Origin of the sequence: Pseudomonas gingeri (assembly GCF_013386165.1) — a bacterium.
Lineage (GTDB): Bacteria > Pseudomonadota > Gammaproteobacteria > Pseudomonadales > Pseudomonadaceae > Aquipseudomonas > Aquipseudomonas gingeri_C.
Map to the genome: position 1 here is coordinate 244,880 of NZ_JACAOS010000018.1, position 26,281 is coordinate 271,160.

Sequence of the window (26,281 nt, forward strand, 5' to 3'; positions counted from 1 at the left end):
CATGAGCGACGCCATCCCCACCCGCGACCAATGGCTGGCCAAGACCGGCGTGCTGCTGATCGTCGACGACATCCTGCCGCCCTCGGGGCCGGTGGCCAAGGGCGGCACGCCGGTGGTCAAACCCAAGGAGTTGGGGCTGTTTATCGCGGTCAACGACGATGGCCTGGTCTATGCCTTCAATGGCCATGTGGACCTGGGCACCGGCATTCGCACTTCCCTGGCGCAGATCGTTGCCGAGGAGCTGGACCTGGAGGTGGAGCAGGTGTGCATGGTGCTCGGCGATACCGAGCGCGCGCCGAACCAGGGCGCGACCATTGCTAGCGCGACCTTGCAGATTTCCGCGATTCCCCTGCGCAATGCCGCCGCCGAAGCCCGACGCTTTCTGCTGGAACGGGCCGCCGCGCGCTGGTCGGTGAGTGTCGAGACGCTGCGAGTCGCCAGCGGCACCGTCAAGGCGCCGGATGGCCGGGCCCTGAGCTACAGCGAACTGGTGGCGGGCGAGCACGACCAGTTGCGTATCAGCGGCAGCGCGCCGCTCAAACCGGCCGCCGACTATCGGTTGGTGGGCAAGGGCACGGCGCGGGTGGATATTCCGGCCAAGGCCACCGGCGAGTTGATCTATGTCCATGACATGCGTGTGCCGGACATGCTCCATGGCCGGGTTGTGCGCCCGCCTTATGCCGGTTTCGACAGCGGCGATTTTGTCGGCAACAGCCTGCTGGAGGTCGATGAGTCGTCCATCGCCCATATCCCCGGGATTGTCGCGGTGGTGGTGATCCGCGACTTTGTCGGGGTCGTCGCGCTACGTGAAGAACAGGCGGCGAAGGCGGCTCGGGAACTGCGGGTGCGCTGGAAGGACTGGACGCAGAAGCTGCCGGACCTGAGCGATGTCGAGCAGGCGATTCGCGACAATCCACGGATCAAGCGCACGGTGCTGGACCAGGGCGATGTCGACGCGGCGCTCGCCGGTGCCAGCCAGCGCATGCCGCGCACGTATCTGTGGCCCTATCAGATGCACGGCTCCATCGGTCCGTCCTGTGGCCTGGCGGATTATCACCAGGAGGGCATCCGGGTCTGGTCCGGCAGCCAGAATCCACACCTGCTGCGGGCCGACCTGGCCTGGCTGCTGGAGTACCCGGAGGAGCGCATCGAGATCATTCGCATGGAGGCGTCCGGCTGCTACGGCCGCAACTGCGCCGATGATGTCTGCGCCGATGCCTTGTTGTTGTCCCGGGCCGTGGGCAAACCGGTGCGGGTGCAACTGACCCGCGACCAGGAGCATGCCTGGGAGCCCAAGGGCACGGCGCAGCTGATGGACATCGATGGCGGCCTGAATGCCGACGGCAGCGTGGCGGCCTACGATTTCCAGACCAGCTACCCGTCCAACGGCGCGCCGACCCTGGCCTTGCTGCTGACCGGGCGGGTCGAGCCGGTGGCGGCGATGTTCGAGATGGGCGACCGGACGTCGATCCCGCCGTATTCCTATGAACATATGCGGGTGAGCATCAACGACATGTCGCCGATTGTCCGCGCCTCGTGGATGCGCGGTGTGTCGGCCTTGCCCAACACCTTTGCCCATGAGTCCTATATCGACGAGCTGGCCTTCGCCGCCGGGGTCGATCCGGTGGAGTATCGCCTGCGTTATCTGCCGGACCAGCGGGCCGTCGACCTGGTGAAGTCCACCGCCGAGCGCGCTGCCTGGACCCCGCGTACCGCGCCCATGCAAACCCCGAATGAAGACCATCTGTTGCGCGGTCGTGGCTTTGCCTATGCGCGTTATATCCACAGCAAGTTTCCCGGTTTCGGCGCGGCCTGGGCGGCCTGGGTCGCCGATGTGGCGGTGGACCGGCAGACCGGCGATGTCTCGGTGACCCGCGTGGTGATCGGCCATGACTCGGGGATGATGATCAATCCCGATGGGGTACGGCATCAGATTCACGGCAACGTGATCCAGTCCACCAGCCGGGTGCTCAAGGAGCGGGTGACCTTCGAGGAGTCGACGGTATCGAGCAAGGAGTGGGGCGGTTATCCGATCCTGACCTTTCCCGAGGTGCCGCAGATCGATGTGTTGATGATGCCGCGCCAGAGCGAGCCGCCCATGGGCGCCGGCGAGTCGGCCTCGGTGCCGAGTGCGGCGGCGATTGCCAATGCGATCTTCGATGCCACCGGGATCCGTTTTCGCGAGTTGCCGATTACCCCCGAGCGGGTGTTGCAGGCGCTCAATGCCGGGACGGCCGGGGATCCGCCGAAGTCGCCGGAGAAACGTTCGAAATGGTTGTTCGGTTCGCTGTTTGCGGCCTTCGGTGCACTGCTCGGCATGGCCGCCACAGCCTGGCCCTGGCACGCTGAAATCGCGCCCATCGCACCGCCCAGTGCTGGCACCTGGTCGACGGCAACGCTGGAGCGTGGGCGCTTGCTGGCGGCGGTCGGCGATTGCGCGGTGTGTCATACGGCGCCGGGCGGGGTGACCAATGCCGGCGGGCTGGCGATGGAGACGCCGTTCGGTACCTTGTACAGCAGCAACATCACCCCGGATGTGAAGACCGGCATCGGCAGTTGGTCGTATCCGGCGTTCGAGCGGGCGATGCGGGATGGCATTGGTCGGGACGGGCGCAATCTGTATCCGGCGTTTCCCTATACGGCGTTTCGCAATATCAACGATGCGGATATGCAGGCGCTGTATGCCTACCTGATGTCCCAGGCGCCGGTCAGCCAGCCGGCCAAGGCCAATGGGATGCGTTTTCCGTTCAACCAACGGCCGTTGATGGCCGGTTGGAATGCCTTGTTCCTGCGCAAGGGAGAAATCCAGGTGCAGCCGCAGCGCAGTGAGCAGTGGAATCGTGGGGCTTACCTGGTCAATGGCCTGGGGCATTGCGCGGCCTGCCATTCACCGCGCAACTTCATGGGGGCGGAGAAAGGTGGCGCTGCGTTCCTCGGCGGGGCTATGGTCGATGGCTGGGAGGCGCCGGCGTTGAACGGCTTGTCGAAGGCGCCGACGCCTTGGACCGAGGATCAGTTGTTCACTTACCTGAGCACGGGTTATTCCGATGCCCACGGCGTGGCGACGGGACCGATGGGGCCGGTGGTGACCGAGTTGGCGAAATTGCCGAAGGAGGATGTGCGGGCGATGGCGGTGTACCTGGCGTCGCTCAACGGCGCGCAGGCTGAGGCGCAGGTGGTGGAGCAGGCGACCCGGCCGGTCGTCGAGAAGCCGACAGTGGTGCGGGCGGTGCCGCAGGTGAAGTTGTCACTGAGTAATGGCCAGCGGCTGTTCGAAGGTTCCTGCCAGGGCTGCCACGCCGATGGGTTGGGGCCGAAGCTGTTCGGGGTCAGTCCGTCGCTGGCGACCAACAGCAATGTGCACAGCGATGTGCCGGACAACCTGCTCAAGGTGATCCTGCAGGGCATCCAGAATCCGGCGACCCGGGACCTGGGTTATATGCCGGGGTTCAAGGACAGTTTTTCCGACACCCAGGTGGCGGAGTTGGCGGCGTATCTGCGCAGCCGGTTTGCCGGTGAGGCGCCGGCTTGGCAAGGATTGGAGAAAACGGTGGCCCACGTACGCGCCAATCCCGGCACCCACTGATCAAACCTGGCAGCTACCGGGATATTTCTGGCAGATACCGGGACATTGTGGTGAGCGGGCTTGCCCGCGCTCGGCTGCGAAGCAGCCGCAAAACCGATCATCCTGTTCTACCTGGCACACCGCAACAACAGGTTTTAGGGCTGCTTCGCAGCCCAGCGCGGGCAAGCCCGCTCGCCACAATAGTCTGTTCGTCTCGATGTTTCTGTGGGGCAGAATGGCTACGGCAGGCGCATTACGCCGCGCACCACCAGGTCACTGATAAACGCCAGCCAGTCCTGCTGCTGGCGTTTCTCCGCCAGCGGCTCGCCGAGAAACGAACTCAAGGTGTGCTGGTTGGAGTTATAGAAATAACAGAGCGAGGCAATCATCAGGTACACGTGCTTGATGTCCAGGTCCTCTCGAAAGATCCCCTTGGCCTGGCCCGCTTCGATGATCGGTCGCAGCACGCCCACCGCCTCGCCGGAAAGCCGGCGCAACTCGCCCGACTGCTGCGCATGCTGGCCCTTGTGCAGGTTCTCGATGCTCAGGATGGCGACGAATTCGGGGTGCTTGACGTAGTAATTCCAGACGAAGGCCACCATGTCCTGCAAGGCTTGCAGGGGTTCCTCCAGGTTCAGCTTGAGCTTGCTTTCCGCTTTGTTGAACTGCTCGTAGGTGTGTTCCAGCACGCAGATGAACAGACGTTCCTTGCTGCCGAAATAGTAGTAGAGCATGCGGTCGTTGGATTCGGCCTCGCGGGAAATGCTCTCGACCCGGCCACCGGAATAGCCATCGCGCGTGAACACCTTGACCGCCGCCTTGAGGATACGGGCGCGGGTCTGGTCGGCTTGCTGGGCTCTGATGCCAGTCTTCTTGTTCACCGTCGAGATTCCTTCTGTGGGGCGGGAAGGGACGGGAATATAGCATGGGGGCTGTGTGCTTAGGCGGGGTGGGGGCCCGCAAGGTCGTTGGCGATCTTGCGGGCCTCATCGCGAGCAAGCTCGCTCCTACAGTATTCGCGTCGTAGGCGGAAATTGCGTCAGACGCAGTATTGTGGAAATTGTAGGAGCGAGCTTGCTCGCGATAGCGTCGGCGAAGACGACATCATCGCTGGCCTTTATCAGGCCTTGAGTGTCGCCATGTCGATCACGAAACGGTACTTCACATCACCGGCGATCATGCGGCTGTAGGCCTCGTTGATCTGGCGGATGTCGAGCATCTCGATGTCGCAGGTGATGCCGTGCTCGGCGCAGAAATCCAGGACTTCCTGGGTTTCGGCAATCCCGCCGATCAGCGAGCCGGCCAGCACCCGGCGCTTGAGCACCAGCTTGGCGGCATGCAGCGCCGGGTCCACCGGTTCGATCAGGCCCACCAGGATGTGCACGCCGTCGAAGGCCAGGGTGTCGAGGTAGGGGTTGAGGTCGTGCTGCACCGGGATGGTATCCAGCAGGAAGTTGAAACGCCCCGCGGCGGCGGCCATCTGCTCGGCATCGGTGGAGACGATCACATGGTCGGCGCCCTGGCGACGGCCTTCCTCGGCCTTGCTCGCCGAACGGGTGAACAGGGTGACTTCGGCGCCCATGGCCTTGGCGAACTTGATGCCCATATGGCCCAGGCCGCCCATGCCGAGAACCCCGACTTTGTCACCCGGCTTGACGCCATAGTGCTTGAGGGGCGAATAGGTGGTGATGCCGGCGCAGAGAATCGGCGCGGCGCTGGCCAGGTCGAGTTTCTCCGGGATGCGTACGACAAAGTGCTCGCTGACCACGATGCTGTCGGAGTAACCGCCCATGGTGTTGCTACCATCGACCCGATCCGGGGTGGCGTAGGTCATGGTCGGACCTTCGAGGCAATATTGCTCAAGGTCTGCGGCGCAGGCTTCGCAGTGGCGGCAGGAGTCGACCATGCAGCCGACGCCCACCAGGTCGCCGATCTTGTGCCGGGTGACGTTGGCGCCGACGGCGGTGACCTTGCCGACGATTTCATGGCCGGGCATCAACGGGTAGACGGCAATGCCCCACTCGTTGCGGGCCTGGTGGATGTCGGAGTGGCAGACGCCGCAGTAGAGAATCTCGATGGCGACATCGTCAGGTCGCGGCGAGCGACGCTGGAAGGTCATGGGGGCGAGGGGGGCGGTGGACGACTGGGCGGCGTAACCAATGGCGGTGTACATGAGGAGCCTCGCAAAGCTGTGACGGTTGAGGCGAGCCATTCTCTGCGCCGAGGGCCGCCGCGGCCATGGCGATTCCTCCGCGTGTCGTGCCTATTCCTCCGGTATCGGCCGTGTGGCATTCGCCTCTGCGCCCAGACCTGCGATGATGCTCACATCCCTTTTTCCGTGAAGTTTTTGCCATGCTGTTGACCCGTCATCTGGATGCCAACGCGACCCTGGTCGCGCTGGTCGAACCCCTGGCCACGCGCGATGGCTTCCAGCCGACCCTGTTGCCCGGGGTCCAGGTGCTGCGGGTCGGCTGCGATGTGGCCCGTGGCCCGCAGATCTATGAGCCGAGCCTGATGATCATTGTCCAGGGCAGCAAGCTGGCCTACCTGGGCGTGCGCAGCCTGGAATATGGCGCCGGGCATTACCTGATCCAGGCACTTTCGGTGCCGTTCGAGTGCGAGACCTTTGCCGGCGCCGATGGCGCGCCGCTGCTGGGGGTTTCCGTAGCCCTCGACCGGGCGATGCTCGGCGAGCTGGTGCTGGCCATGGGCATCAATCACGCCAGCCCGGCGGCGGCCCAGACCATGGAGTCGATGACCTCGGTGGTGCTGGACGACACGATGCGCGGTTGTGTCGAACGTTTGCTGCGTTGCCTGCAAGACCCGCTGGAATGCCGGGTCATGGGTGAAGCGCGGATGCGTGAGTTGTTGTTCACCGCCTTGCGCGGGCCGCAGTCGGAGGTGTTGCGGGCGCTGGTGGAGCAGCAGGGCAACTTCTCGCGGATATCGGCTTCGTTGAACCACCTGCATGCCCATTACACCGACCCGTTGAACGTCGAGACCCTGGCCAACTGCGCGAACATGAGCCTGTCGACCTTTCACGAGCACTTCAAGCGCGTCACCCTGTTGTCGCCGGTGCAGTACCTCAAGCGTCTGCGCCTGCTCAAGGCCCAGCAATTATTGTTGGCCGACGGCCTGGGCGTGGCGCAGGTGGCGCACCGGGTGGGTTACCAGAGTTCTTCGCAGTTCAGCCGCGAGTACAAGCGCTACTTCGAGCGCAATCCGGGGGATGAACGAGCAGCCTGGCCGCTCGCCGATGGACAGTACGCTCCGGCGCTGAGCAACCAGGCCTTCGGCTGATACCTGTGAGTTAAATGCAATCTCAAGCCTGGCCGAGATCTGTGGTGAGCCTGCTTGCCTGAATGCTCTTGTAGGAGCGAGCTTGCTCGCGATGGACCTGAGAGCGCCGCATTCGTCCAGAAAACGCTGCGTTATCGTTAACGTCCATCGCGAGCAAGCTCGCTCCTACAAAGGTGTTTGAGTCAGCCGTGCAGTCGCCAGGCCAGCAGGACCAGATTCAGTAACAGGGAGCCCAGCGCCAGGGCGCGCCAGACTTTGACCGGCTCGCGCTCCAGCAAGGGCCGGGGGCGCGGTGGCGGCAGGTGCTCGGCCTGTTGCAGGGCCAGCAGCCACTCCTCGGCGGTTTCGTAGCGCTGCGCCGGATCGCTGGCCAGGGCCTTGGCGAGGCTGTGGTCGAGCCAGTCGGGCAGGTCCGGACGATAACGACTGGCCGGTACCGGCGAGCCGAACCGTGGGCGTTGGAACGCTTCGATTTCGCCATAGGGGTAGTGCCCGGTCAGCAGGTAATACAGGCAGACGCCGACGCTATACAGATCCTGCGCCGCACTCGGTGGCGCACCGCCGTAGGCTTCCGGGGCGATATAGCTGGGCGTACCGGGTAATTCGCCATCGCGCTGACGGTTCAGTCCGGGGCAGTAGGCCAGGCCGAAGTCCAGCACCCGCAGTTCGCCGTCGGCACCCAGCAGCAGGTTTTCCGGCTTGATGTCCCGGTGCAGCAGATTGCGCCGGTGCAGCAGGCCGATGGCACGCAGCAGTCGTGAGGCCAGCTCCAAGCCCTGGTTGAGCCCGAGGTTGCCGTGCGCCGTGAAGTGCTCGGCGAGGGTGCTGCCGGGATATTCGCGCATCAGGTAATACAGGTGTTGGCGCTGCTCGGCGGGGTGCACTTCGGGGAAGTGGCGACCGGCCATGCGTCGCAGGAACCATTCCTCCAGCAGCAGGCTCTGGCCGGCGGCGCTGTCGTCCTGGCGCTGCGGCGGCAGGGTTTTCAGCAGCCAGGGCTGGTGCTGGGCGTCGTGAACCCGGTACAGCAGCGACTGGCGACTCTGTTTCAACAGGCCTTCGACCTGCCAGCCCTCGAACGACTGTCCCGGTTTCAGTGCCGGTGGCAATGGCCATTGTTCAGCTTGTCCAAGCAGATCGTCGAGGTCGGTGTCGGCCAGTTCGTCGATGCGCACCAGCACGGCACTGGCATTGTCCTGGCTGCCAGACCGATGCGCGGCCTCGACCAGGGCCCAAGTGGCGTCTTCCGGCGACAGATCACGTTGCAGGATATCGATGATCGCCCCGTCGCTGAGGCTGGCCCAGACACCGTCGCTGAGCATCAGGAACTGTTCGTCCTGGCGCAGCTCGCCTTCCAGGTAGTCGACCACCAGATGCTGTTCCAGACCGAGGGCGCGTTTGAGCACGTGCTGCATGCCGGCCTGGCCCCAGACATGATCTTCGCTGATGCGCTGCAACTGTCCGGCAAACCAGCGATACACCCGGCAATCGCCGATATGCGCGAGGGTGAATGAACGCCCGCGCAGTACCAGCGCACTGAGGGTGGTCAACAACGGCGACTGCCCACCATTGGCGTGCAGCCAGCGATTTTGTGCCAGCAGCAGGCGGTCCAGCGCCTGGGACACGCCCCAGGTCGGCGGCGTGGCGTAGTAGTCCAGCGCCAGGGCCTGCAAGGTCGAGCGCGCGGCCAGGCCGCCGTCGGCACACTGGCTGACACCGTCGGCCAGAGCGAACAGATAACCCTTGCTGGCGGCCAGGGCGGGCACCGGAATCACCAGGCGTGTGGCGTCCTGGTTCTGTTCCCGGGGACCGCTGGCGCTGGCCTCGGCATAGCTGAGTTGCAGGCCCATGATCGGTGCTCAGACCCGGGCTGCGGAGAAGGCCGCCGAACCCCAGGTGGTTCTCCAGCGCCGCTTGACCCCGTACAGGCCGAACCAGGCGATCAGCCCCAGGCTGGCGAACAACCACAGGGCGAGTTGGTAGTCACCGGTGCTCTGCTTGATCGCCCCCAGACCGGCCGTGAGGAGGAAGCCGCCGATACCGCCGGCCATGCCGACCAGGCCGGTCATCACGCCGATTTCCTTGGTAAAGCGCTGTGGCACCAGTTGGAACACTGCGCCGTTACCGGCGCCGAGGCCGAGCATGGCAATCACGAACAGCGCCAGGGCCGCCATCGAGCTGGACAGGTGGAAGCCCACCGCGCCGATGCACAGGGTGGCGATGGCGTAAGTGCCGAGCAGGGCGCGAATCCCGCCGAAACGATCGGCCAGGGCGCCGCCCAACGGACGCATCAGGCTGCCGGCGAACACGCAGGCAGCGGTGTAGTAGCCAGCCGTTTGCGGATTGAGGCCGTACTGGTCGTGGAAGTAACCGGGCAGGGCGCTGGCCAGGCCGATAAAACCACCAAAGGTGACGCTGTAGAAAAACATGAACCACCAGCTGTCACGGTCGCCGAGGGCGTTCAGGTAGTCGGCCATGGATTTGGCCTTGGCGCGGTTGGGCGCGTTGCGGGCCATCAGGCTGAACAGCAGCAGGGTCAACACCAGGGGAATCAGGGCCAGGCCGAACACGTTGACCCAGCCGAAGGCCGCGGCCAGTAGTGGTGCCGCCAGGGCGGCGATCACGGTGCCCGAGTTACCGGCACCGGCGATGCCCATGGCCTTGCCTTGATGCTGCGGCGGGTACCATTGCGAGGCCAATGGCAAGGCCACGGCGAAAGAAGCACCGGCCATGCCGAGGCAGACGCCCAGCAGCAGCGCTTGTTCGTAGCTATGGATGCCCAGTTGCCAGGCCACCAGCAGGCCGGCGATGACAATTACCTGGCCGATGATGCCGGCGGTTTTCGGCGACAGCTGGTCGGCGAGCATGCCCATGATGAACCGTAGGACGGCGCCCGCCAGGATCGGCGTGGCGACCATGAAGCCGCGTTGTTGTGTGGTCAGTTGCAGGTCGGTGGCGATCTGCACCGCCAAGGGCCCGAGCAGGTACCAGACCATGAAGCTCAGGTCGAAATACAAGAACGCCGCGAACAGGGTTGGTGTATGGCCGGCTTTCCAGAAACTGTTGTGCATCTAACACCTCATCTGCCAAAAGGTTCGGCGAAGGCTCGGGGTCTGCGGGCGGGTGATCGTCACCGGCGGTCCGCACCCTGTGGCCTGCGCCAAAAACGCAAAAACGCCGCATCCCTGCTCGTTTTCACGAAGGGAAATGCGACGTCTTTGTCGGGGGTGGGGCAGCCGCCGTTGGCTACCGGGTATTGCCTGAGCACTATGTGTGCCAGCTTTTCGGCCGGGCCTGCCGGAGGCTCAAGCACGGCCTTTCGAGGGGCTGGTCCGCAGGCTGGAAATCAGCGCTGAGACGCCCGTGCCCCACAACGCAGCTCACCGCAAAGGCCGTGCTGCGTTGCGGTGCGTATCAGTCGAGCAGTTCGCTCATGGCGATCACCTGCTCGGCGACCTGGATCAGTTTCTGCTGCTTGCTCATGGCCTGGCGGCGCATCAGGGTATGGGCGGCTTCCTCGTCGCACCCCTTCATTTTCATCAACAGGCCCTTGGCCATTTCAATGCGCTTGCGCTCGGCGATCTGCTGGTCGCGGGCCTGCAATTGGGCCCGCAGGTGCTGGTCGCTTTCGAAACGGGCCATGGCCACTTCCATGATCGGTTGCAGGCGCTGGGACTGGATGCCTTCGACGATGTAGGCACTGACCCCGGCCTTGATCGCCTGGCGCATGACCGCGGGATCGTGTTCGTCGGTAAACATGACGATGGGCCGGGGTTGGTTGCGGCTTAACAGCACCACCTGTTCGAGCACGTCACGGCTGGGCGAGTCGGTGTCGATCAGCAGCACATCCGGGCGCACCGCCTCGACCCGCGCGGGCAGGTCGATGGTCAGGCCGGATTCGTCGATCACCTCGAAACCCGCTTCGCTCAAGGCTGTGCGCAGGCGCCCGAGTTTTTTCGAGGTGTCATTGATCAGCAGGATTTTCAGCATGGCGGCCAGCTCCTGTCAGTGATCATTGAGGGCATGCAGGGCAAAGCCGCGGGCATAGGTCTCGGGGTCGGAACCGTCCCAGACCTGGCCGTCGAGCAGTTGGCTGCTGCGCATCGCCGCGCTGGGCATGGGGATGTCCAGCGCGCTCGCGGCGCGGCTGTAGAGGTCGAGCTGCTGGACCTGGCGCGCCACGCCCAGGTAATCCGGTGCTTCGCGCAACAGGCCCCAGCGGCGGAACTGGGTCATGAACCACATGCCGTCCGAGAGGTAAGGATAGTTGGCCGCGCCACGGTCATGGAAGGTCAGGGCATGGGGATCTTGCCAGTGGCGGCCGAGGCCGTCGTCGTAGCGACCGAGCAGGCGAGGCTCGATGCTCGCCAGCGGTGCGTCGAGGTAGTCGCTGCCGCTGAGCAACTGCGCGGTGCTGCGGCAGTTCTCCTGGCTTTCTTCGATAAAGCGGCTGGCCTCCAGGATCGCCATCACCAGGGCCTGGGCGGTGTTGGGGTATTGTTCGACGAAGGCACGGGTGCAGGCCAGGACCTTTTCCGGATGGTCTGGCCAGATCGCCTGGCTGGTGGCCAGGGTAAAACCCTGGCCTTGTTCGATGGCATGGGCGGCCCAGGGCTCACCGACACAGAAACCGTCGATACGCCCGGCCTGCAGGTGTTCGAGCATCTGTGGCGGCGGTACCACCACGTTGTTGACGTCTTGCAGTGGGTGGATGCCTTGGCTGGCGAGCCAGTAATACAACCACATGGCGTGGGTGCCGGTGGGGTAGGTGTGGGCGAAGGTCAGTTTGGCCCGGCCGGGCCAGGCCCGTTGTTGCAGGGCCTGGGCGCTGGTGACGCCGGCGTTCTTGAGCGGTTGCGAGAGGTTGATGCTCTGGCCGTTCTGGTTCAGGCCCATCAGCACCGCCATGTCGGTGGCCGGTGCGCCGCTGATGCCCAGCTGGATGGCGTAGATCATTCCGTACAGGCCATGGGCGGCATCCAGTTCGCCGCTGACCAGTTTGTCGCTCAGGCCGGCCCAGGAGTTCTGCCGTTGCAGATTGAGGGTCAGGCCATAGGGTTGGGCAAAGCCCTGGGTGGCTGCGACCACCAGGGAGGCGCTGTCGCTCAAGGGCATATAGCCGAGGTTGAGCACATGTTTTTCCGGGGCATCGCTGCCTGCTACCCAGGCTAATGGAGATACTGCCAAGTCGTTGCTCATGGGGTGATTCCTGAAGCTGTAGGGCTGACGCCTGTCACGAGGCGGAGCAAGAGTTATGCCGATAGCCATCGGTCAGGGCGCTGCCACTTAGTAGACATCCCGCAGATAACGCCGGTCCTTGCTCATGGCGCTGACATACAGACCCGCCGCGCCGCCGCTCATCCGGCCGTGGACCTGGACGATTTTCTTCAGCGCGGCATCAACGTCCTTGGCCATGCGACTGGCATCGCCACAGACATAGACACTGGCCCCTTGCTCCAGCCAGCTCCAGAACTGCGCGCCGGCTTCGAGCATGCGCTGCTGCACGTAGATCTTTTCAGTCTGGTCACGGGAGAAGGCGGTGTCCAGGCGACTTAGATGCCCGCTGCGCAGCCAGGCGTCGAGTTCCTCGCGGTAGTAGAAATCGCTGGCGGCGCGCTGCTCGCCGAAGAACAGCCAGTTCTTGCCCTCGGCGCCCTGGGCCTGGCGCTCTTGCAGGAAGGCACGAAACGGTGCGATGCCGGTACCGGGGCCGATCATGATCAACGGTGTGCGCGGGTCCTGCGGGACCCGGAAGTGCGTGGTGCGCTGGATAAACAGACGGGCGCCGATGCTGGCCGCGCGGTCGGCGAGAAAGGTCGAGCAGACCCCGCCACGCTGCTGTTCGCCATGCCGGTAGCGCACCGTGGAAACCGTCAGGTGGACCTGGCTCGGAGTGACTTTCGCACTGGAAGAAATCGAGTACAGGCGTGGCTGCAGAGGCTTGAGCAGGCTGACCAGTTGGTGGGCGCCGAGGCTGATGGGGAACTCCAGCAGCAGGTCCAGCAGTTGCCGGCCCCAGAGCCAGTCCTTGAGCCGGGCCTGGTTGGCTTCCTCCTGCAGTTCATCGAGCCAGGGGCTGGCGCAGAGCCCGCAGACCCGGCGCAAAATTTCCGGGGTGATGCGGGTGATGTCCAGGTGGTCGAGCAGGGCCTCGCGCAGCGTCATTGGCGCTTTGTCCTTGAGCGTGACCAGGCTGCTGCCGTCCAGTTGCAGGATATCCAGCAGTTGCTCGACCGACTCCGGGCAGTTGCTCGGCCAGACGCCGAGGGCATCGCCGGCCTGGTAGGGGAAGTCCTGGTCGTCGAGGTCGAACACCAGGTGGCGGGTTTCCTTTTCCGCGCCGGGGGCGTTGAGCACCTGATTGTGCAGCAGGTGAGCGCGTAACGGGTGATGGCGACTGTAGGGGCTGCCGGTGTCGGCGGCTGGGGCGGCCAGCATTGCGGGTGCCACCTCGGCCACCGGCGCGAGCGCAGCGGGGGCCGTGGACGAGCCGCTGAGTGCCACACAGAGCGTATTGAGCCAGGATTCGACGGCTTGCTGGGTGTCCTGTTCGCACTCCAGGCGTGGCAGCAGGCGTTCGGCACCGAGTTCACTCAGGCGCTCGTCGAGCTTGCGACCGAAGCCGCAGAACTGATCGTAGTTGCTGTCGCCCAGGGCCAGCACGCTGTAGCGGCTTTGGCTCAGGGCCTGGTCCTGGGCTCCTTGCAGGGTTTGCCAGAAACTCGCGGCATTGTCCGGCGGGTCGCCGTCACCAAAGGTGCTGGTGACCAGCAACACGCTGCCGGCGCTGCGCAGGTCGTCAAGGCCGGCTTCGTCCATGGCGCGCAGGCGCGTGCGTTGGCCGGCGGCGTCCAGGCGTTTGGCGCAGGCCTGGGCCAGTTCTTCGCTGTTACCGGTTTGCGAGGCCCAGAGCACCAGCCATTCGGCGTTTGTCGCCTGGACCGTGGCGGCGGCCTGCGATGCTTGCGGTGCATCCCCCGTGCTCGCCGTGCGGGAAAACAACCCGGCGAGCAGGCCATCCAGCAACAAGCGCTTGTCGGCGCCAAAGGGGGCGCTGGCGGGGAGGGTAGGCACACCGGGTGCCTTGGCCTCGGCGCTGCGCAAGCCCAGCAGGTAGCCTTGCATGTACAGGCGCTCGTCGGCGGCCAGGCTCAGTTCCGCCGGGGCATCGAGGTTGAGCAGGCGGGCGAAGGTGTTGAGCTGCATGGGGGAAAAGCCCTCCTGGGCGACAGTCGAGGCGCCGGCCCGCGCGAGTTCGGGGACCAGGCGGGTGGGCTCTGGGGCCAGGGCCAGCAGGTTTACCGCGCAGAACTTGAAGGCCGGCTGCAGTGACAGGGGGTCGATGGCATCGCTGGTGACGGCGTTGATCGCCAGGTCATCGCCGAACACATCGTTCCAGTGAAAGGGCGCAAAACAGTTGCCCGGCCGGACTCGGTCGCTGATCACCGCCGGCAGCACCGCGCGACCTCGCCGCGAGCGGATTTGTACCGGGTCGCGTTCCTTGATGCCTAGGCCCGCAGCGTCGTCGGGATGAATTTCCACGAAGGGGCCGGGATTGAGTTTGTTCAGGGTCGGCACCTTGCCGGTCTTCGTCAGGGTGTGCCATTGGTGCTGGAGCCGCCCGGTATTGAGCACCAGGGGGAATTCCTCGTCGGGCATTTCCGCCGGCATCAGGTGCGGCCGGGCCAAGAACTGCGCCTTGCCGCTCTCGGTCGGAAAGACGATCGTCGGTTGCTGGCCGTTCTGGTCGCGTTTCAGTGTCTGGCTGAGGCCGTTGTTGAGGTAGCGGATCGGATTGCGCGTGGCCCCTTGCACCTCGGCGCAGGGCCATTGCAGCGGTTGCTCGCGTAGGCGGGCATAGCTGGCGCCGCGCAGGTCATAGCCGGTCTTGGGGTTCCAGGCCTGCTTGATTTCCTCGAACACCGCCTCGGCGCTGTCGTAGGTAAAGGCTTCGGCATAACCCATTTCACAGGCGACCCGGGCGATGATCTGCCAGTCGGGGAGGGTTTCGCCCGGGGGCAGGACGGCCTGCTGCATCAGGGTGAGATTGCGTTCGGAGTTGATCATCACGCCTTGCGCCTCGGCCCACAGGGCGCCGGGTAGGAGGATATCGGCGTAGCGATTGGTTTCGGTGTCCAGGTAGGCGTCCTGGCTGATCACCAGTTCGGCGGCTTGCAGTGCCTCGATGACGTTCTGCCGGTTGGGCACGCTGGCCACCGGGTTGGTGCAGATAATCCAGCAGGCCTTGATGCTGCCGGCGCGCATGGCTTCGAACATGGCCACCGTGCCTTCGCCGGCTTCGGCCCGCAGGCTGCCGGGGGGCAGTCGCCACATCTGCTCGATGAAGTCGCGGTCGCCGGGCACCAGCGCCGAGCGCTGGCCCGGCAAGCCGGGGCCCATGTAACCCATCTCGCGACCGCCCATGGCGTTGGGCTGGCCGGTCAGGGAAAACGGTCCGCTGCCAGGTCGGCAGAGGGTGCCGGTGGCCAGGTGCAGGTTGCACAGGGCGTTGGTGTGCCAGGTGCCCTGGACGCTCTGGTTGAGACCCATGGTCCAGCAGCTCATCCAGTTGGCGGCCTGGCCGATCCACTGCGCGGCCTGGTGCAGGTCGGCCTCGGCCAGGCCGGTCAGTTCGGCGACCCGCGCCGGGGGGTAGTCCTCAAGAAAGTCGGGCATCACTTCCCAGCCCTCGGTGAAGGTGGCGATGAAGTCGCGGTCGCTATGGCCGTTTTTTACCAGCAAGTGCAGCAGGCCGTTGAGCAGGGCGAGGTCGGTGCCTGGCTTGATCTGCAGGAACAGATCGGCCTTGTCGGCGGTGCCGGTGCGCCGGGGGTCGACGACGATCAGCTTGGCCCCGGCCTTGACCCGATCGAGCAGGCGTAGAAACAGGATCGGGTGACAGTCGGCCATGTTCGCGCCGATCACCAGGAATAGATCGCTGTGCTCGAAATCCTCATAGGAGCCCGGTGGACCGTCGGCCCCCAGGGACAGTTTGTAGCCGCTGCCGGCACTGGCCATGCACAGGCGCGAGTTGGATTCGATATGACGGCTGCGGATAAAACCCTTGGTCAGTTTGTTGGCCAGGTATTGGGCTTCCAGGGACATTTGCCCGGAGACATAGAGCGCCACCGCGTCGGCGCCGTGGGTATCGATAATGGCCCGCAGACGGCTGGCGGTGGCGCTGATGGCCTGGTCGATGCCCACCCGTGCCGGGTCGCGGTCGCGTTGCGAGCGCAGGAACGCGTGTTCCATGCGCCCGGAATCGGCCACCGCCTGGCCGCAGGTGCTGCCCTTGGTGCACAGGCGGCCGAAGTTGCTCGGGTGTTGCTTGTCGCCCGAGACCTTGACGATCAGGTTGTTCTCGACCTGCATGACGATACCGCAACCCACGCCGCAATACGGACAGACGCTGCGCACGTTGTTGCTGGCCACCTGGGTATCGGTCATGGAGCGTCCTCGGGGTTGAAAGCCGGGTCCGGCGGAAACGAAAAAAGCGCCTGCTGCTCCACGTTTTTCAACGGGAGCGGCACGGCGCCTTTGTCGTGACTGTTGCCTGAAGAGTGAAATTCGCGGCCATCGACGTTGATGGCCTGTGCAGGGTCTAGCAATGCGCGCGCCAACTGTTGCGAGCGGAGCCTCAAGGGTGGTCGGTGGAGCGGGACAGACAAGGTCGGCGCGCCCGACTCGGGGGCTTTGACGTGGGGGGAAGGCCGGGAAGCTGGCAGGGCTTCGGGAGATGAAAGCCGGCGTCGCGATGGGGCAAGTCGAGCGTTACTGCATTGTTTTGGTGCTTTTGTGTGAGCTGTTTGCCGCCTTGCCTGACCGGGTTTGCCTCAATATCGCTCTCAAGTCTGACCAAGGTTTGTGGCGAGCGGGCTTGCCCGCGCTCGGCTGCGAAGCAGCCGTAAAACCAAGCGCCTCGTTCTGCCTGATACATCCTAATCGCTGGTTTTAGGGCCGCTTCGCGCCCCAGCGCGGGCAAGCCCGCTCGCCACAGGGTAAGCCCTCGCATGGCTTCAAATAGGCATTGGGGCAAGCTTCCTGATAACCCAATAACGTCAATCTGGCACAAGCAGTGCATAGCCCCTTGCACCTCACCGCGATGGCGCGAGTGGGATGCCCCGTCGATCAACGGCGATCGTTTGGCCTCAACCGGCCCGGGTAAACATGACTGCGTCGGGCCCACGGGCCGGCAGCACGAACAGGCAAAGGCGCCTGGAACCTTTTGGTTCCAGGCGTTTTTTTTTGCCTTCGAAAAACCGGATTGGCTTTTGACGGATGCTTCCTATGAACAGCTATTCAGCGACCTCCAATACCCTGCAAACGCTGGTGGTGATCGGCAACGGCATGGTCGGTCATCACTGTGTCGAGCAATTGGTCGAACGCGGCGCCCTGGCGCAGTATCAGATTCATGTGTTCAGCGAAGAGCCGCAACGCGCCTACGATCGCGTGCATCTGTCCGAATACTTCAGTGGCCGCGATGCCCAGGCCCTGGCCCTCGGCGATATCTCGCTGTACCAGACTCCAGGTGTCACCCTGCATCTGGGCCGCGCGGTGCTGGAGATCGACCGGGTGCGCCGCGAGGTGATCACGGCTGGCGGCTGTGTGGCCTATGACAAGCTGGTGCTGGCGACCGGCTCCTTTCCCTTTGTCCCGCCGATCGAAGGCGCCGAGGGCGATTCACGGCTGGTCTATCGGACCCTGGAGGATCTCGACCGCATTCGCGCCGCGTCCAGAAATGCCCGGCGTGGCGTGGTGGTCGGCGGTGGCCTGCTGGGCCTGGAAGCGGCCAATGCGCTGAAGTCCCTGGGGCTGGAAGCCCATGTGGTGGAGTTCGCGCCGCGGCTGATGCCGGTGCAGTTGGACGAGCAGGGCGGGCAGGCGCTCAAGGACCAGATCGAGGCCCTGGGTGTCCGTGTGCATCTGTCCCGTGGCACCCAGTCGATCAGCGCCGGCAGCGAGTACCGCTACCGGATGAATTTCGCCGGCGAGGATTTCCTTGAGGCCGACCTGATCGTGTTTTCCGCCGGTATCCGTCCTCAGGATGCCCTGGCCAGGCAGTCTGGCCTGGAGCTCGGTCCCCGTGGCGGGGTGGCCATCGACAGCCAGTGCTCCAGCAGTGACCCGGACATCTACGCCATCGGCGAGTGCGCGGCGTGGAACGGCGGGATCTTCGGCCTGGTCGCGCCGGGCTATCAGATGGCTCGCGCGGTTGCCACGCAACTCTGTGGCGAAGACAGCGAACCCTTCACGGGCGCGGACATGTCGACCAAACTCAAGTTGCTCGGCGTCGATGTCGGTTCCATTGGCGATGCCCAGGGCGCCACGCCAGGAGCCCGCAGCTACCGTTTTATCGACGAGGCCAACGCCAGTTACCGACGCCTGGTGGTGTCCGCCGACGGCAAGCGGGCCCTCGGTGCGGTGCTGGTGGGGGACAACAGTTATTACGACACCTTGCTGCAATATGTCAGTAACGGCATCGACCTGCCGGCTGACCCGGCCGGTTTGATCCTGCCTTTGGGCGAGGGCGCGCCGGCCCTCGGGGTCGATGCCTTGCCCGCGACCGCCACCGTGTGTTCTTGCCATAACGTCAGCAAAGGCGCGATCTGTTCGGCCATCGACGGCGGTTGCAGCGAACTTTCCGAGCTCAAGGCCTGTACCCGCGCGGCGACGGGGTGCGGGGGGTGTGCCGCGTTGCTCAAGCAGGTTTTCGAGCACGAGTTGAGCGCTCGTGGGGTCGCGGTGGACAAGAGCCTGTGCGAGCATTTCGCCCATACCCGCCAGGAGCTTTACGCCATTGTCCGGGTCGAGCGCATCGAGTCCTTCGACGCGTTGCTGGCACGCCACGGCAAAGGCCATGTCGGCTGTGATATCTGCAAGCCGGCGGTGGGCTCGATCCTCGCCTCATGCTGGAACCAGCCGATCATGGACCCGGCGCTGGTGCCGTTGCAGGACACCAATGACACCTTCATGGCCAACATGCAGAAGAACGGCACCTACTCGATCATCCCGCGCATTGCCGGCGGTGAGATCACCCCGGACAAGCTGATCGCCCTCGGTGCGGTGGCGAAAAAATACGACCTCTACACCAAGATCACCGGCGGCCAGCGTATCGACCTGTTCGGTGCCCAGTTGCACGAATTGCCGCAGATCTGGGGCGAGCTGGTGGACGCCGGTTTCGAGACCGGCCACGGCTACGGCAAATCGTTGCGCACGGTGAAGTCCTGCGTCGGCAGCACCTGGTGCCGTTATGGCGTGCAGGATAGCGTCGCCATGGCCCTGCTCCTGGAGAACCGCTACAAGGGCGTGCGTGCGCCGCACAAGTTCAAGCTTGCGGTCTCCGGCTGCACCCGCGAATGCGCCGAGGCGCAGAGCAAGGACATCGGTGTGATCGCCACCGACAAGGGCTGGAACCTCTATGTCGCCGGTAACGGCGGCATGCGTCCACGGCATGCCGAGCTTTTCGCCACCGACCTCGATGACGCGACATTGATCCGCTACATCGACCGTTTCCTGATGTTCTACATCCGCACCGCCGACCGCCTGCAGCGCACCTCGGTCTGGCGTGAAAGCCTGGAAGGCGGCCTCGACTATCTCAAGGCGGTGATCATCGACGACAGCCTCGGACTGGCCGACGAGTTGGAAGGGCAGATGAATCTGCTGGTCGAGCGTTACCAGTGCGAATGGGCCAACGCCTTGCAGGACCCGGAGAAGCTCAAGCGCTTCCGGACCTTCGTCAATGACACTGGCGGCGACCCCGCCATCCGTTTCGTCGAGGAGCGTGGCCAGCGTCGTCCGGCCCGTGCCGACGAACTTCACCTGATTCCTTTCGCCGAGGAGATGAACTGATGAACAGCACGACCCTGGAACGTCCGCAGAACGCTATTGAATGGAGAACCCTGTGCAACCGTGCTGACCTGGTGGCCGATTCCGGCGTGGTCGCCTGGCACGAGGGTGCCCAGGTGGCGCTGTTCCACCTGCCATTCGGCGCTGGCGGCGAGCAGGTGTTTGCCATCGACAATTGCGACCCGAAGTCGGGGGCCAATGTCATCGGACGTGGCATCGTCGGGACGCTGAAGGGCGAGTTGGTGATCGCCTCGCCCTTGTATAAGCAGCACTTCCGTCTGGCGGATGGCGTCTGTATCGAGTACCCGGAACAGCGCCTGCGGGTCTGGCCGGTGCGTTTGAATGGCGATCAGGTGGAGGTGGGGCTGGATTGAGGGCGGTTTTCTCCGAGCCACAAAAAAGGCCCCCGAAGGGGCCTTTCTTGTTCAACGTGAGACTTACATGTTCGGGTAAGTCGGGCCGCCGGCGCCTTCCGGGGTCACCCAGGTGATGTTCTGCGCAGGGTCCTTGATGTCACAGGTCTTGCAGTGCACGCAGTTCTGGGCGTTGATCTGGAAACGCTTCGCACCGTCTTCCTGGGTCACCACTTCATACACGCCCGCCGGGCAGTAACGCTGTGCCGGCTCATCATAGAGCGGCAGGTTCTTGCCGATCGGGATGCTCGGGTCTTTCAGCTTCAGGTGGCAAGGCTGCTCTTCTTCGTGGTTGGTACCAGAGATGAATACCGAGCTGAGCTTGTCGAAGCTGAGTTTGCCGTCGGGTTTCGGGTAGTTGATCTTCTGGCAGTCGGCCGCCAGCTTCAGGCAGGCGTAGTCCGGCTTGGTGTCGTGCAGGGTGAACGGCAGCTTGCCGCCGAAGATGTTCTGGTCGAGCCAGTTGAAACCGGCACCGACGATCGGACCGAACTTGTGCATCGCCGGGCCGAAGTTGCGGCTGGCGAACAGTTCTTCATACAGCCAGCTCGCTTTGAACGACTCGACATAGCTGTTCAGTTGGTCGCCGCCTTCGGCACCGGCCAGCAGCTTCTCGGCCACGGCTTCGGCTGCGAGCATGCCGGACTTCATTGCGGTGTGGCTGCCCTTGATCTTGGCGAAGTTCAGGGTGCCCAGGTCGCAACCGATCAGCGCGCCGCCGTTGAAAACCATCTTCGGCAGCGAGTTCAGGCCGCCTTTGCAAATGGCCCGGGCGCCGTAGCTGATGCGCTTGCCGCCTTCCAGGTACTGCTTGAGCACTGGGTGGTGCTTGAGGCGCTGGAACTCGTCGAACGGCGACAGGAAGGTGTTGCTGTAGGACAGGTCAACGATCAGCCCCACCACCACCTGGTTGTTTTCCAGGTGATAGAGGAAGGAGCCACCGGTGTTCTCGGCGCTCATGATGTCCAGCGGCCAACCGGCGGTGTGCACCACCAGGCCTGGCTCATGCTTGGCCGGATCGATTTCCCAGATTTCTTTCAGGCCGATGCCGTAGTGCTGGGCATCGGCATCGCTGTCGAGCTTGAAACGCGAAATCAGTTGCTTGCCGATATGCCCACGGCAGCCTTCGGCGAACAGCGTGTACTTGCCGCGCAGTTCCATGCCCGGGGTGTACAGGCCGTCTTTCGGATGGCCTTCGCGGTCGACCCCGAGGTCACCGGTGATGATCCCGCGAACCACGCCGTTCTCGTCGAACAGGGCTTCCTGGGCGGCGAAGCCCGGGTAGATTTCCACACCGAGGTTCTCGGCCTGCTGGGCCAGCCAGCGGCACAGGTTGCCCAGGGAGATGATGTAGTTGCCTTCGTTGTGCATGGTCTTGGGCACAAAGAAGTCGGGAACCTTGGTCGAGGTCTCGTTGCTGCGCAGGACATAGATGTCGTCGCGCTTGACTGGAGTGTTCAGCGGCGCGCCAAGCTCCTTCCAGTCCGGGAACAGTTCGTTCAGGGCACGTGGTTCGAACACCGCGCCGGAAAGGATGTGGGCACCGACCTCGGAACCTTTCTCCACGACGCAGACGCTGATTTCCTGACCCGCTTCGGCCGCTTTCTGTTTCAGCCGGCAAGCGGCGGACAGGCCTGCGGGGCCGGCACCGACGATGACCACGTCGAATTCCATGTATTCGCGTTCCACAGACTCTCTCCTACTCAAGGCTCACATTTTTCTATTTGTTGGAGGTTTGGTGCCCCGCTCCAGTATTCCTGCTCCACGTCGGGAGGAGGATCACGGATGAGACATCTTTCTCTCTAGGCGGCGCATTATATCTACACCACTACCAGCGTCCAATACAAACGTTTGTTTGAATTCGCTGCAGGCTAGATAAATCAAAGAAGCGCGGCTTATGACTGGCCATTTTGCCGTATTGACCGGAATGGGCGTTCCGGTCAAGATACGGGCGGTTTTGCGCTCGCCGTAGGCTAAATGCGAGTCTCAGGAGCACGTCTAAAGACAGGGCTAAGGCACCCGAACGTGATACGACACGCCGATTCGGCGCGAAGTTTACACGTCCCGGCGACCCGTGACTGTACAGTCACGTCGGACGAACGGTGGTTATCGGGGGAAAAGGCAGACGCTTTTCAGCGTGTCGGCGTTTTTCGAGGTCCTCCTGGGCCAATGAGCATCAACCGCCAGGTTCGCCTAGGCGACTTTCTTTTCACCGGAGAGTGAGGAATCCATGAAGGTTCTTGTAGCTGTCAAACGCGTTGTCGATTACAACGTCAAGGTTCGCGTCAAGGCGGACAATTCCGGCGTCGACCTCGCCAACGTCAAGATGTCGATGAACCCGTTCTGTGAAATCGCCGTGGAAGAAGCGGTACGCCTGAAGGAAAAAGGCGTAGCGACTGAAATCGTCGTCGTCTCCGTCGGCCCGTCCACCGCTCAGGAGCAACTGCGCACCGCGCTGGCCCTGGGTGCCGACCGCGCGATCCTGGTTGAATCGGCTGAAGAGCTGACCTCCCTGGCCGTGGCCAAGCTGCTGAAAGCCGTTGTCGACAAGGAACAGCCACAACTGGTGATCCTTGGCAAACAGGCGATCGACAGCGACAACAACCAGACCGGCCAGATGCTGGCGGCCCTGAGCGGTTACCCTCAAGGCACCTTCGCTTCGAAAGTCGAAGTGTCGGGCGACAAGGTTGCCGTGACCCGCGAAATCGACGGCGGCCTGCAGACCGTATCGTTGAGCCTGCCGGCCATCGTCACCACTGACCTGCGTTTGAACGAGCCGCGTTATGCGTCCCTGCCAAACATCATGAAAGCCAAGAAGAAGCCGCTTGAAACGCTGACTCCGGATGCTTTGGGCGTTTCCACCGCCTCCACCAACAAGACCCTGAAAGTCGAAGCACCGGCTGCTCGCAGCGCGGGCATCAAGGTCAAGTCGGTGGCTGAACTGGTCGAGAAACTGAAAAACGAAGCGAAGGTAATCTGATCATGACTATCTTGGTAATCGCCGAACACGATAACAAAACCGTGGCACCTGCCACCCTGAACACCGTGGCTGCCGCCGCGAAAATCGGTGGTGACGTGCACGTGCTGGTTGCAGGCCAGGGCGTTGGTGCCGTGGCTGAAGCCGCTGCGAAAATCGCTGGTGTGTCGAAAGTGCTGGTGGCCGACAACGCCGCCTACGCCCATCAACTGCCGGAAAACGTTGCTCCGCTGGTCGCCGAGCTGGGCAAGGGCTACAGCCACATCCTGGCTGCCGCTACTTCCAACGGTAAAAACATCCTGCCACGGGTTGCCGCGCAGTTGGATGTCGACCAGATCTCCGAGATCATCTCGGTGGAAAGCGCTGACACCTTCAAGCGTCCGATCTATGCCGGTAACGCCATTGCCACCGTGCAATCGACTGCGGCCGTCAAGGTCATCACCGTGCGTTCCACCGGTTTCGACCCGGTTGCCGCTGATGGTGGTTCGGCTGCGGTTGAAGCTGTTGCCGCAGCTCACGATGCAGGCAAATCGTCGTTCGTCGGCGAAGAGCTGGCCAAGTCCGACCGTCCTGAGCTGACCGCTGCCAAGATCGTCGTTTCCGGCGGCCGTGGCATGCAGAACGGCGACAACTTCAAGCACCTGTACGCCCTGGCCGACAAGCTCGGCGCGGCAGTCGGCGCTTCCCGCGCGGCCGTCGACGCAGGTTTCGTACCCAACGACATGCAGGTCGGCCAGACCGGCAAGATCGTTGCGCCACAGCTGTACATCGCCGTCGGTATCTCCGGCGCGATCCAGCACCTGGCCGGTATGAAAGACTCCAAGGTGATCGTTGCGATCAACAAGGACGAAGAAGCACCGATCTTCCAGGTGGCCGATTACGGCCTGGTGGCGGACTTGTTCGAAGCCGTGCCTGAGTTGGAGAAGCTGGTCTGATCCAGCGTCTTCGCTTATAAAAGAACCCGGCCTTTTGGCCGGGTTTTTTTTGCGAAATGATGAGCTGGACGCCTTTTGCAGGATTGGAGATTTACCTCATGGACAGGCTTCGCGCCGTTGCGCTGTCGCTGCTGCTGGGCTTGCCCGTATTGGCCCCCGACGCCCTGGCACTGGGCAAATGCGAGCGTCTGATCGTCACCGGCAGCCCGGATGCGCCGCCGTACCTGTGGCGCGATCCGCAGGACCCGACGCACCTGATCGGCGCCAGCGCCGACCTGCTGCGCCAGGTGGCGGGGGAGTTGGGCCTCAAGGTCGAAGTGCTCTACGGCGGCAAACGCGCCCAGGCCCAGGACGAAGTGCGCAGCGGGCGCATGGACCTGCTGGTGGATGCGCCCATCGCCCTCGACGAACTGGACACCCTGGACTACATCCATCCGGCGCTGCTGCACAACGATTTCCTGGTCTGGACCCGCAGGGATTCACCGCTGGCCTACAACAGCGCCGAAGACCTGCACGGACATCCCGGGGCCGTCTCGGAAAAGGCCCGGATGACCCAGCCTTTCAGCACCTTCATCAAGGAGCGCCTGACCCTCCAGCGTACGCCGAGCCTGACCCCGGCCTTGCACAAACTGCTGCTGGGCGAGGTCGACTACGTGCTGGCCGGGCGTTATGCCGGCATGGTCACGAGCGAAGCCCTGGGCATGGCCAACGATCTCAAGGCTTATCCACAACCGGTCGACCAGCCGGGGCTGTTTCTCGCCGTTTCCCACAACTCGGCCTGCAATGACCCCTGGTTGCGCGGACAGTTGGCGAAAAAGATGACAGAATTGCCCGCCTCCGGCCTGACCGAAGCCGCGCTGCAGCGCAATCTGGAGCGTTGGAAGGCGCAGTTGCAGCCGGTCAGCGCCTCAAAACCGTAGGGATTTTTTTTGTGAGTATTCGACCTCTATTTGCGGCCTTGGCCGTGCTGGCGCTGGCGGGCTGCGCCAACGACCCGGCGCCGAATGAGCAGATGCGCCTGACCGAGCGCGCCATCGCGCAGGCCCATGCCGTCGGGGCCAACGCCAATGATGTCCCGGAGCTGAAAGAGGCCGAGGACAAGTTCCGTCGGGCCAAGGCCAATATGGCCGAACAGGCTTACCGCGGTGCCCGGCGCAAATCTGAACAGGCCGAGCTGGATGCGCGCCTGGCCGAAGCCCGGGTGCTGACCGAGAAGAGCCAGGAGCAGGTCACGTTGCTCAACACCCGCATTACGCGCCTGCACAAGCAACTGGAGACGGCTCAATGATCTATTCGAGCGCAAGGGCAGGCGGTGTGTTGTTGCTGGCCTGTGTCGGCTTGTACGGTTGCGCCGGCCAGAACGACAGCGAGGCGGCCTTGCAGGCGGCGTCGGCGAGTTTCCAGAAGGTCAAGGAAGACGCCAATGTGCTGCGTTACGCGCCCAAGGACGTGATCCGCGCCGGTGAGTCCCTGGCCCGGGCCGAGCGCCTGTCCGGTTATCTGGGCAGCGCCGGAGACGTCGAGCACTACGCCTACCTGAGCGAGCGCTACGCCGACATTGCCCGCGAGCACACCGAAACCGCCCTGAACCAGGAGCGCGCGGCCAAGCTGGAACTGGAGCGTCAGCGCCTGCAACTGGCCTTGCGGGAAAGCAAGTTGCTCAGCGTGCAGCAGCAGGGCAAGTGGGTCGAGGAACAGATCGCCAGCCTGACCCGTCTGCAGAAAGATCGCGGCCTGGTGATGACCCTCGGTGATGTGCTGTTCGACACCGGTGAGGCGGAGCTGAAGAACTCGGCCAATCGCACGGTGCTCAAGCTGGTGCAGTTTCTCCAGCTCAACCCGCGGCGCATCGTGCGCATCGAGGGTTATACCGACAACACCGGCGAAACCGACGGCAACCTGAAGCTGTCCCGTGAACGGGCGCAGTCGGTGGCCGATATGCTGGTGGACCTGGGGATCGACGAGAAGCGCATCCAGGTCGAGGGTTATGGTGAGCAGTACCCGGTGGACGTCAATGCCAGCGAGCGCGGACGCGCGCAGAACCGTCGGGTCGAGATTGTCTTTTCCGACGAGAAGGGCCAGCTGGGCGCGGCGCGCTGACGGTGGACCATCTGTTGAAAAACCCGGCAGCCGCGAGGCGCCGGGTTTTTTTATGCCCGCAGATCGGCGGATTGCTGTGCCCGTACAGTTTTACTTCTCTTGGCACTGTATTGTCGACTATTGTAGAAACTGTGCCAGTACACTT

At 63.7% G+C, this 26,281-nt stretch carries 17 protein-coding genes; 9 read left to right on the forward strand and 8 right to left on the reverse strand.

What is annotated here, in order from left to right:
* Nucleotide 1 precedes the first annotated feature (1 nt).
* Nucleotides 2–3,586 carry a molybdopterin cofactor-binding domain-containing protein gene (locus HX866_RS22785; protein ID WP_177140451.1) on the forward strand — a complete coding sequence of 1,195 codons (3,585 nt, stop codon included), beginning with the start codon at nt 2–4 and terminating at the stop codon, nt 3,584–3,586.
* A gap of 218 nt (nt 3,587–3,804) precedes the next feature.
* Here HX866_RS22785 and HX866_RS22790 read toward each other — a convergent pair whose 3' ends face one another.
* Entirely contained in the window at nt 3,805–4,446 is a 642-nt protein-coding gene (locus HX866_RS22790) for a TetR family transcriptional regulator (RefSeq protein WP_177140452.1), read from the reverse strand.
* A gap of 239 nt (nt 4,447–4,685) precedes the next feature.
* The gene (locus tag HX866_RS22795) at nt 4,686–5,738 is read right to left on the reverse strand and encodes an NAD(P)-dependent alcohol dehydrogenase (protein ID WP_177094761.1); all 1,053 of its coding nucleotides are present in this window, start codon (nt 5,736–5,738) and stop codon (nt 4,686–4,688) included.
* 179 nt (nt 5,739–5,917) lie between these two features.
* Here HX866_RS22795 and HX866_RS22800 point away from each other — a divergent pair, with 179 nt between their 5' ends.
* Nucleotides 5,918–6,865 (forward strand): AraC family transcriptional regulator, encoded by a 948-nt coding sequence (locus HX866_RS22800; protein ID WP_177094763.1) that lies wholly within the window; start codon nt 5,918–5,920, stop codon nt 6,863–6,865.
* A gap of 182 nt (nt 6,866–7,047) precedes the next feature.
* Here the strand turns inward: HX866_RS22800 and HX866_RS22805 are convergent, their stop codons facing one another.
* The 5 genes from HX866_RS22805 to HX866_RS22825 form a co-directional block, all read right to left on the reverse strand.
* The gene (locus tag HX866_RS22805; protein WP_177140453.1) at nt 7,048–8,715 is read right to left on the reverse strand and encodes a bifunctional protein-serine/threonine kinase/phosphatase; all 1,668 of its coding nucleotides are present in this window, start codon (nt 8,713–8,715) and stop codon (nt 7,048–7,050) included.
* A gap of 9 nt (nt 8,716–8,724) precedes the next feature.
* Nucleotides 8,725–9,936, reverse strand: coding sequence for a nitrate/nitrite transporter (locus HX866_RS22810; protein WP_177140454.1), 1,212 nt, complete (start codon nt 9,934–9,936; stop codon nt 8,725–8,727).
* A gap of 343 nt (nt 9,937–10,279) precedes the next feature.
* Nucleotides 10,280–10,855, reverse strand: a complete 576-nt coding sequence (locus HX866_RS22815; protein ID WP_177094768.1) for an ANTAR domain-containing response regulator — start codon at nt 10,853–10,855, stop codon at nt 10,280–10,282.
* A 15-nt stretch (nt 10,856–10,870) separates the two neighbouring features.
* The gene (locus HX866_RS22820; protein WP_177140455.1) at nt 10,871–12,064 is read right to left on the reverse strand and encodes a CmpA/NrtA family ABC transporter substrate-binding protein; all 1,194 of its coding nucleotides are present in this window, start codon (nt 12,062–12,064) and stop codon (nt 10,871–10,873) included.
* Between the two features lie 87 nt (nt 12,065–12,151).
* Nucleotides 12,152–16,297 (reverse strand): sulfite reductase subunit alpha, encoded by a 4,146-nt coding sequence (locus tag HX866_RS22825; protein WP_177140542.1) that lies wholly within the window; start codon nt 16,295–16,297, stop codon nt 12,152–12,154.
* Nucleotides 16,298–17,152: 855 nt separating this feature from the next.
* On the opposite strand from HX866_RS22825, the gene nirB reads away from it, so the two are divergent.
* Nucleotides 17,153–19,714 (forward strand): nitrite reductase large subunit NirB, encoded by a 2,562-nt coding sequence (gene nirB / locus HX866_RS22830; protein WP_177140456.1) that lies wholly within the window; start codon nt 17,153–17,155, stop codon nt 19,712–19,714.
* A complete protein-coding gene (gene nirD / locus HX866_RS22835) occupies nt 19,714–20,085 on the forward strand; it encodes a nitrite reductase small subunit NirD (protein WP_177140457.1) in 372 nt (123 codons plus the stop codon). Before nirB ends, nirD begins: the two co-directional genes overlap by 1 nt.
* A gap of 63 nt (nt 20,086–20,148) precedes the next feature.
* On the opposite strand, the gene HX866_RS22840 is transcribed toward nirD, so the two are convergent.
* Nucleotides 20,149–21,813: an electron transfer flavoprotein-ubiquinone oxidoreductase gene (locus tag HX866_RS22840; protein WP_177094775.1), complete on the reverse strand. Its 1,665-nt coding sequence runs from the start codon at nt 21,811–21,813 to the stop codon at nt 20,149–20,151.
* 541 nt (nt 21,814–22,354) lie between these two features.
* On the opposite strand from HX866_RS22840, the gene HX866_RS22845 reads away from it, so the two are divergent.
* From HX866_RS22845 to HX866_RS22865, 5 genes are all read left to right on the forward strand, one after another.
* Nucleotides 22,355–23,104 carry an electron transfer flavoprotein subunit beta/FixA family protein gene (locus HX866_RS22845; protein WP_177094777.1) on the forward strand — a complete coding sequence of 250 codons (750 nt, stop codon included), beginning with the start codon at nt 22,355–22,357 and terminating at the stop codon, nt 23,102–23,104.
* A 2-nt stretch (nt 23,105–23,106) separates the two neighbouring features.
* The gene (locus HX866_RS22850) at nt 23,107–24,036 is read left to right on the forward strand and encodes an electron transfer flavoprotein subunit alpha/FixB family protein (RefSeq protein WP_177094779.1); all 930 of its coding nucleotides are present in this window, start codon (nt 23,107–23,109) and stop codon (nt 24,034–24,036) included.
* A gap of 98 nt (nt 24,037–24,134) precedes the next feature.
* Nucleotides 24,135–24,956: a substrate-binding periplasmic protein gene (locus tag HX866_RS22855; protein ID WP_177140458.1), complete on the forward strand. Its 822-nt coding sequence runs from the start codon at nt 24,135–24,137 to the stop codon at nt 24,954–24,956.
* A gap of 11 nt (nt 24,957–24,967) precedes the next feature.
* Nucleotides 24,968–25,324, forward strand: coding sequence for a DUF4398 domain-containing protein (locus tag HX866_RS22860; protein ID WP_177094783.1), 357 nt, complete (start codon nt 24,968–24,970; stop codon nt 25,322–25,324).
* On the forward strand, nt 25,321–26,136 hold the full coding sequence (locus HX866_RS22865; protein WP_177140459.1) for an OmpA family protein: 816 nt from the start codon (nt 25,321–25,323) through the stop codon (nt 26,134–26,136). The genes HX866_RS22860 and HX866_RS22865 overlap by 4 nt, the downstream gene beginning before the upstream one ends.
* The last annotated feature ends 145 nt before the right edge of the window (nt 26,137–26,281 follow it).